This is a genomic window from Duganella callida (assembly GCF_004614165.1).
GTDB classification, from domain to species: Bacteria; Pseudomonadota; Gammaproteobacteria; order Burkholderiales; family Burkholderiaceae_D; genus Rugamonas; species Rugamonas callida.
This window is the reverse complement of the sequence record NZ_SPVG01000249.1, coordinates 1-5,928: the sequence shown is the minus strand read 5'-3', so window position 1 is coordinate 5,928 and position 5,928 is coordinate 1. Positions and strand designations below refer to the sequence as shown.

The window sequence follows — 5,928 nt, the reverse complement described above, 5'->3', positions numbered from 1 at the left end:
ACGGTTATCGCGACTCTGATTTCTTCTTCCTGAAGATCAAAGCCGCTTTTCCCGGCAATCCGCAATGAACCAAAAAAAGCCCCATCGCTGGGGCTTGATTTCGGGTACTTGGCGGAAGCGGTGAGATTCGAACTCACGAACGGCTCTCACCGTCGGCAGTTTTCAAGACTGCTGCCTTCAACCACTCGGCCACGCTTCCTAAGTTTGCAGCATTATACAGATTTCTGAGGGTAACACCACCTCAGGCGGCCCGGGACGAGGTTTCAGGCAGCCAGTTTTCACGCAACGCGCGTTCAAACGCCTCCGCCTCGAGCGGGCGCGAGAACAGGTAGCCCTGCACTTCATCGCAGCCGGAATTCTTCAGGAACGACAGCTGCTCGGCCGTCTCCACCCCTTCGGCAATCACCTTGTGCTTGAGCTGCTGGGCAATGCTGATGATGGTGTTGGCGATGGCGCAGTCGTTGACGTCGGCCGGGATGCCGATGGTGAACGAGCGGTCGATCTTCAGCGTGTCGATCGGGAAGCGCTTCAGGTAGGACAGCGAGGAGTAGCCGGTGCCGAAATCGTCCAGCGACAAGGTTACGCCCATGGCCGTGATGCGGTCCATGATGCCGATCACGCGGTCGATGTTGTTCATCAGCGTGCTCTCGGTGATTTCCAGCTCCAGCCACGACGGCTCCAGTCCATAGCGCTTCAAGGTCTCGCTGACGCGTCCCGGCAGCGCCGCGGTGAATTCGCGCGCCGACACATTGACCGCCAGCCGGATCGGCGGCAGCCCCGCGTGCTTCCACGCCTGGGCCTGGGCACAGGCGGTTTCCAGCACCCATTCGCCGACCTGCACCACCAGCCCGGTGGCCTCCGCCAGCGGAATGAATTCCGACGGCGGCACCAAGCCGCGCTCCGGATGGCGCCAGCGCACCAGCGCTTCGGCGCCGATGATCTTGCCGTCCGGGATGGAGTACTTGGGCTGGTAATGCAGCATCAATTCGCCGTTGCCGAGCGCATTGCGCAGGCCGGTTTCGATGCGCATGCGCTCCTGCATGCCCTGGTTCATGTCCTGGCTGTAGAACGCGATGTGGTCGCCGTCCGAGCCGCCCTGCTTGGCCCGGTACATGGCGATGTCGGCCAGACGCAGCAGGGTTTCGGCATCGCTGCCGTCCTGCGGATAGACGCTGATGCCGATACTGCCGCCGACGCGCAGGTCGTGGCCGTCGATCAGGATGGGCGCGTTGAGCGTGGCCAGCAGTTTCTGCGCCACCATGCTGGCCTCGAAATGCTGGCCGATGTCGAACAGGCCGACCGCGAACTCGTCGCCGCCCAGGCGCGCCACCAGGTCCTGATCGCGCAGCACGGTGCGGAAGCGGCGCGCCACTTCGACCAGCAGCGCGTCGCCGATCTTGCGGCCCAGGGTGTCGTTGATCAGTTTGAAGCGGTTCAGGTCGATGAACAGCACGCAGCCGTGCGCCTTGTTGCGCTGGGCCACCATCAGCGCCTGGTCGACCAGCTTGGTCAGCAGGGTGCGGTTGGGCAGGTTGGTCAGCGCGTCATAATAGGCCAGGTGGTGGATGCGCTCCTCGGCCATCTTGCGCTCGGTGATGTCGGTCAGGTAGGCGATCAGGCCGATCGATTTGTTGTGGATGTCGCACAGCGGCGACAGCGACAGGCTGGCCCAGAACACCTCGCCGTTCTTCTTTTTGCGGCGCACTTCCATCAGCCGTCCGCCCTGCTCGAGGAAGGCGTCATGAAAGCCGATGTCCTCGTCATCGTACAGGAACAGGATGTTGCGCCCCACCGCTTCCACCGCGGTGTAGCCGAACAGGCGCTCGGCGCCCTTGTTCCAGCTGATGATGAAGCCGTTCATGTCCATGGTCAGCACCGACTCATGGATCTGGTCGAGGATCTGCGCCTGGTGCTGCAGCTTGGCCTCCACCTGCACGTAGGCGTGGGTGGTGCGCTGCGCCACCGAGTGCACCTGCAGTACGCTGCCGGCCAGGTGCGCCAGACTGGCCAGCACCTGCCGGTCCTGTTCGCTATAGCTGGCGCGGCCGGACACCACGAAGCGGCCGAAATACTGGTCCTCGTAGCGGATCTCCTGGCTCAGGCTGGGCAGCGCATCGTCATTGGCGGCCTGCGCCTTCGGGACCGGCGGATGCAGCAGCAGCCGCACGGCGTCGGCCGGCAGATATTCGCCCAGCGGGCTGTTCAGCACGCCGCGGACGATGCGGCCGAGTTCTTCGCTGAGCGCGGCGCCGCGCAGCCGCAGTACCGCGTCGCAGAGCGCGGCGCTGTGGCTGAGGAGGTCGGGAGGCGCGAACATGGTTCAGATATTCCTGCTGACCTGGATTGCCCAGTGGTAGGCCTGCAGCTGCGCTTCCCAGTATGTCTCGCGCGCGATGCCGGCCTGCTCCAGCCGCGCCGGGTCGGGCTGTTCGACCAGTTGCAGCAGCTCGCCCAGCGGGCCGGCGCGGTCCAGCAGCGCCATCACCACCTCCAGGTCCAGGCTCAGGGCGGCGACGATTTCGGTCATCGGCATGCCCATCAGCACGTCCAGCAGCGAGAACACGCCGGCCACGAAGGCCATGTCCTGCTGGTCGCGGTCGCCGCCGCGCGCCTTGACCAGCACTTCCATCATCGAGGCGCGCACGGCCGCCAGCGGCAGCAGCGGATTGGCCAGACCGTCGTCCTGCTGGCGCGCGTACAGCAGCAGTTGCAGCCAGCGCTGCAGCTGGCGCCGGCCCAGGACATTGATGGCCTGGCCAAAGCTGTGGATCGGCGAGCTCAGCGCGAAGGCGGCCGAGTTCACCAGTTTCAGCAAGTGATAGGACAGCGCCGGATCCTGCTTGAGCAACACTTCCAGCTCGCGCGAGTCGGCGTCGCGCGCCAGCAGGCCCAGCAGCGCCAGCAGCCGCTTGCGCGAGGTGCCGTCGCCGACCGTACTGTCGGGTGCGGGATGCATGGCGAAGTCGCCGGCAAACCAGCTGAAGCCGGCGCTGGCGCATTCGGCGATGCGCGCTTCGCTATGCATATGGGTGGCCAGATGCGGCCCCGGCTGGGCCACCAGCGCCAGCACCGGCGGCAGTTCGGCCGAGGCATCGGTCATCAGCGCGCGCGCGCTGCACATGGTGGCGGCCGAACCGGCGGCCACGCCGTCGACCATGATGCGGTAGCCGGCGTCGGCCAGGGCGGCGAGTTTTTTCTGGACCGGGACGTCGGCGCAGGCAGCGGCCGGCACGCGCAACAGGATGCGGTTGGCCGGCAGGCCGTCGAGCTGCGCGGCCTCCAGCAGTTGCGGCTGCGGCACCGGCAGGATGCACTCCAGCGGCGCCAGCGCGGCAAACACATCCGGGGTCTTGAACAGCGTCAGCGCGGCCTGGAAAGCGTCGCCGCTGTCGGGCGACAGCGCGAACACCAGGGCCACCCACTCGTTCTGAGCGTTGGACACCGCTTGCAATTCCACCAGTGGAAACAGACTGATTTCAGACGCAGACATCAATATCTCATCGGGGTTATCCGCGCCATCTTAGACCAACAATTGACATTAGGCAATCAATTACCATACAGCTTGCAGTTCCGCTATCAATATGACCAGTATAAGACCAATTTGCCGCGCGCAGGGCGATTATTTTGCACAATTGCAAGAAACACGTCGGACCGGAAATATAGCAGATATTGCTGTAAGTACACGCACGCTTACCGTGCGCGCACCGATGGTAGCGCTAGCCCGTCGCGCGCGGGCCACACTCACTGGGCGTTCTGCACCGCGAACCGGATCAGTTCGGCCTGGCCCTCGATGCCCAGTTTGCGCTTGATGTTGAGGCGGTGGGTTTCCACCGTGCGCACGCTGAGGTCGAGCGCGCGGGCGATCTGCTTGTTGGATTCGCCGTTGGCGATGTGGCGCAGCACCTCGTGCTCGCGGCTGGTCAGCTGGTTGTCCGCGCTTTGCGGCTGCGCCAGCTGGCGCGCCAGCGCCGCGCTGTAATAGATGCCGCCGGACATCACGGTTTCGATCGCCACCACGATGTCCTTGCCGGGCGCATCCTTGAGCACATAGCCGCGCGCGCCGGCCTGGATCGCCTGCGACACGTATTCGAGCTTGTCATGCATGGACAGGATCAGCACGGCGATGCGCGGAAACGCCTGGCGGAACTGGGCGGTGGCCTCGATGCCGTTGGCGCCGCGCATGTTGATGTCCATCAGCACCAGGTCGACCGGATGGCGCGCGGCCTGTTCCAGCGCCTCCGCCGCGCCGCCGGCTTCGGCCACCACCTCGAACTGCGGCATCGCCTCCAGGCGCGCGCGCAGGCCGTCGCGCACCAGCGGATGGTCGTCTACCAACAAGATTTTGATCGTATTTGTCGTCATTTTGATTCAACCATTGTTAGCGGCATATGCCGTCACCGTCGTGCCGGCGCCGGAGGACACGATCTCGAAGCGGCCGCCGATGGCATCCATGCGCTCCATCATATTGCGCAAGCCGATGCCGCGTTGCGGATGCAGCGCGATGCCCTCGGCGTCGAAACCGTGACCGTCATCGGTGATGCGCAAGGTCACGCCGGCCGCATCGCCGGCCAGCGCGATCTCGACACGGCCCGCGCCCGCGTGGCGCTCGATGTTGGTCAGCGCCTCCTGCGCCAGGCGGAACAGCACCGTGCTCGCCACATCGGGCAGCGCGTCGGTACTGCCCGATGCCTCGAAGTGTACCGGGGTTCCGCTGCTCAGCATATATTCCTTGGCCAGATGCGCCAGCGCGGCGGCCAGCCCCAGATCGTCGAGAATGGCCGGGCGCAGGTTGTGCGAAATCCGCCGCACCTCGGCCATCACATTGCCCAGCTGCTCGGCCGCGTGCTCGAACACGCCCTGGGCCGCCGGCTGCTGGCCGGGCGGGCCGCTGCTCAGCCGGATGATGCCGGCCTCGATCTGCAGCTTGATCGACACCAGCCACTGCGAGATACCGTCATGCAAATCGCGCGACAGCCGCGCGCGTTCCTCTTCCTGCGACTCGACCACACGCTGGGCCAGCACCCTGAGCTTGGCGTCGGCCACGCGCAGCTCGCTGACATTCAGCGCCAGGCCGGAAATCGCCACCGTCACCGACGACAGGATCGCGATGCCGGCGATCCACAACATGGTGTTATGGATATTGCGCGACTGTTGCACATCGACCTTGGCCAGCGCGGCGTCGACATCGTCGAGATAAATGCCGGTGCCCATCATCCAGCCCCAGCGCGGCAGCGCCACCACGTAGCCGAGCTTGGCCACCGGCTTGCGGGTGGACGGCTTGACCCACATGTAGCGCTCCAGACCGCCGCCCTCGCGCGCGCGCTGCAACAGGTTCTGGATGGTCGGCCGGCCGTTCTGATCGCGTAGCCCGAACAGGTTCTGCCCGACCAGCTCGGGCTGGCGCGGATGCATCAGCGTGTTGCCCTGCATATCGTAGAGAAAGAAATACCCGTCGTCGCCATAGCTGAGCGAGCCGAGGATGCGCATCGCCTCGTTGCGCGTAGCGGCATCGTCGCGGCCGGAGTCGTACAGATGCGCGATCGAATGCGAGGCCAGCGCCACGTAATGGCGCAGTTCGGCCTCCTTGCTGCTCAGATAAGCCTGCTGAATCGTCGCGCGCTGCTGCTGCGCCAGCAATTCGGACTGATGACGCACCGCCAGCGCGATCGCACACAACGCCACTATCAGCGGCGTAATCGCCAGAAAAATCACCTTTTGCCGCAACTTCACCGCCGCGTCCCTCCCCTGTCCACTTCGCGATTGTACGCTGCCGTCCGTCCGCCGGCCTACGTAATGCTACGCACCGCCCGTGCGTAATGCTGCGCTTGCGCGCTGATATCACGCCGGTGAATACTAAATATAAGAAAACCAAATCCGGGGTCAGTTCTGCCAATCGCACACGGGCTCTGCCGTATGCGCGCATACGGC

4 protein-coding genes and 1 tRNA gene are annotated in these 5,928 nt (G+C 64.9%); all 5 read right to left on the bottom strand.

The genetic code is table 11. The features are described 5' to 3' along the window. Window positions 1-109: 109 nt before the first annotated feature. The 5 genes from E4L98_RS25740 to E4L98_RS25720 all read right to left on the bottom strand — a co-directional run bounded on the left by E4L98_RS25740 (window position 110) and on the right by E4L98_RS25720 (window position 5,730). Window positions 110-199 (bottom strand) — tRNA-Ser (locus tag E4L98_RS25740). Window positions 200-241: 42 nt separating this feature from the next. Then, on the bottom strand, window positions 242-2,317 hold the full coding sequence (locus E4L98_RS25735; RefSeq protein WP_135204389.1) for a putative bifunctional diguanylate cyclase/phosphodiesterase: 2,076 nt from the start codon (window positions 2,315-2,317) through the stop codon (window positions 242-244). A gap of 3 nt (window positions 2,318-2,320) precedes the next feature. After that, on the bottom strand, window positions 2,321-3,490 hold the full coding sequence (locus tag E4L98_RS25730) for an EAL and HDOD domain-containing protein (protein WP_135204388.1): 1,170 nt from the start codon (window positions 3,488-3,490) through the stop codon (window positions 2,321-2,323). A gap of 251 nt (window positions 3,491-3,741) precedes the next feature. Continuing rightward, the gene (locus E4L98_RS25725; RefSeq protein ID WP_135204387.1) at window positions 3,742-4,362 is read right to left on the bottom strand and encodes a response regulator; all 621 of its coding nucleotides are present in this window, start codon (window positions 4,360-4,362) and stop codon (window positions 3,742-3,744) included. A 6-nt stretch (window positions 4,363-4,368) separates the two neighbouring features. Next, a complete protein-coding gene (locus tag E4L98_RS25720; protein ID WP_135204386.1) occupies window positions 4,369-5,730 on the bottom strand; it encodes a cache domain-containing protein in 1,362 nt (453 codons plus the stop codon). Between the last annotated feature and the right edge of the window lie 198 nt (window positions 5,731-5,928).

Excerpts from the sequence above, each read along its gene's own strand:
- E4L98_RS25725 (WP_135204387.1), bottom strand. The coding sequence starts at position 4,362 with ATGACGACAAATACGATCAAAATCTTGTTGGTAGACGACCATCCGCTG.
- E4L98_RS25735 (WP_135204389.1), bottom strand. The coding sequence starts at position 2,317 with ATGTTCGCGCCTCCCGACCTCCTCAGCCACAGCGCCGCGCTCTGCGAC.
- E4L98_RS25730 (WP_135204388.1), bottom strand. The coding sequence starts at position 3,490 with ATGTCTGCGTCTGAAATCAGTCTGTTTCCACTGGTGGAATTGCAAGCG.